The sequence below is a fragment of the Ancylomarina subtilis genome, from assembly GCF_004217115.1.
In the GTDB taxonomy this organism is placed as follows: Bacteria; Bacteroidota; Bacteroidia; order Bacteroidales; family Marinifilaceae; genus Ancylomarina; species Ancylomarina subtilis.
Genome location: NZ_SHKN01000012.1, coordinates 1 through 1391, shown reverse-complemented (window position 1 = coordinate 1391; position 1391 = coordinate 1). Strand labels below are relative to the sequence as shown.

The window sequence follows — 1391 nt, the reverse complement described above, 5'->3', positions numbered from 1 at the left end:
CCTTGAATGATCTCTTTTGTAACCCGATGTTTGGCGATGAGGATACAGCCTTCCGTATCCGTATGTCTATTCCCACCATGAAAGCGAATGCCCTTAAACTGGATGCCCATAGCATTCACGCTCCCGTCACTTTGATTGAAGATCAGGGGCATCATCCTTTCATATTTTGGGCTGAAACTCAATTTCACCTGATATTGGTAGGCAGGTAGGGCGGTATGACCTTTCACTTTGATACCAAATGCCCGGACAGTATCTTCCAGGGTATAACCAAAAAAGTGACCATCGATATACATTTTCCCCACAGTGGTTTGACTGCTGAATTCTTCTCGAATTATCCGTAGATGTAAAATTTCATGTGCTTTCATAATCAGTTATTTATACAATTTGATGCAGTTGGGTGCAATGCGCTGTAAATCAGCTGTGTAGTCGTGATTTTTGACTTTAATGTATGTATTTTAAGTCTATGTTTAACCATTAAAGTCCTTGAAAATGAAAAATATATCTTCTTTTTTGATTGGCACTGCATCGACCATGGGCATGGCAGAATCCATCGGCATTCAGCCCGATGTTCTTGATGCGGCACAAAGTATTCCACTAGATAGTACTGAAGCTATGGTTTCAGTTGTTGGCGGAACGGTTTCGACTATTGTCATTGCTTTATTAAAGCGACTGTGGTCGAAAAAAGACAGAAAACGCGATCGTAAACAGCGTGATCGTGGAGACAAAAGGAGTAAGGACAAGTAGGTACCTGCTCCGTACCTGTCTCAATTCTATGTTAACTAACCAATTACTAACCCAAATTTAAAATGTCATGGGAAAATACACTCAAGGGATCCTGGGCCCATTCTCAGGAAAAGTAGGCGCCGTTGTCGGTAGCTCATGGAAAGGCGTGAATTATATCAAATCGCTTCCAGGTCCAAATGCTTCGAATACCGAAGCCCAGCAAAAACAGAGAAGCCGATTTAAGTCGGTAGTCAGTTTAGCCTCATCATTGCTGTCAAGTCTAATCCGTCCGGTATGGAATTTAGTCGGTGGCAAGATGACCGGTTACAATCTCTTTGTGAAAACCAATATGCCTGCTTTCGATGAAAGTGGAGAATTGGTGAATTATTCTGATTTTCATGCTTCCACGGGAGCTTTGCCACTTCCGGAGAATTTGAATATTCAGGATGATGCCGATGTGGTGTCGGGTATTGAATTGTCCTGGAAAGATGATAGTGATACTGGAGTCGGTAACGCCGATGATAAATTGCATCTTATGGTGATGACTCCTGAGAGAGTTCACATCTTGAATACAGCCTCAGTTCGTTCTGATCAGTCAGCCGAAATTACCTTGCCAGTTCCAGCTGGTAATGTTCATGTGTATGCATTTTTTGGAACGGCAGATGGAG

General features: G+C 42.5%; 3 protein-coding genes. 2 read left to right on the top strand and 1 reads right to left on the bottom strand.

The window, feature by feature from the left end; translation table 11 throughout:
* Positions 1-365, bottom strand: a 365-nt coding sequence (locus EV201_RS16320; protein ID WP_242610510.1) for a DUF5675 family protein, incomplete at its 3' end; no start/stop codon positions are given.
* Positions 366-537: 172 nt separating this feature from the next.
* On the opposite strand from EV201_RS16320, the gene EV201_RS16315 reads away from it, so the two are divergent.
* Positions 538-744, top strand: coding sequence for a hypothetical protein (locus EV201_RS16315; RefSeq protein WP_130308712.1), 207 nt, complete (start codon positions 538-540; stop codon positions 742-744).
* Between the two features lie 67 nt (positions 745-811).
* Positions 812-1391, top strand: a 580-nt coding sequence (locus tag EV201_RS16310; RefSeq protein WP_130308711.1) for a DUF6266 family protein, incomplete at its 3' end; no start/stop codon positions are given.

Coding starts and splice junctions, on each gene's coding strand:
- EV201_RS16315 (WP_130308712.1), top strand. CDS start 538: ATGGCAGAATCCATCGGCATTCAGCCCGATGTTCTTGATGCGGCACAA.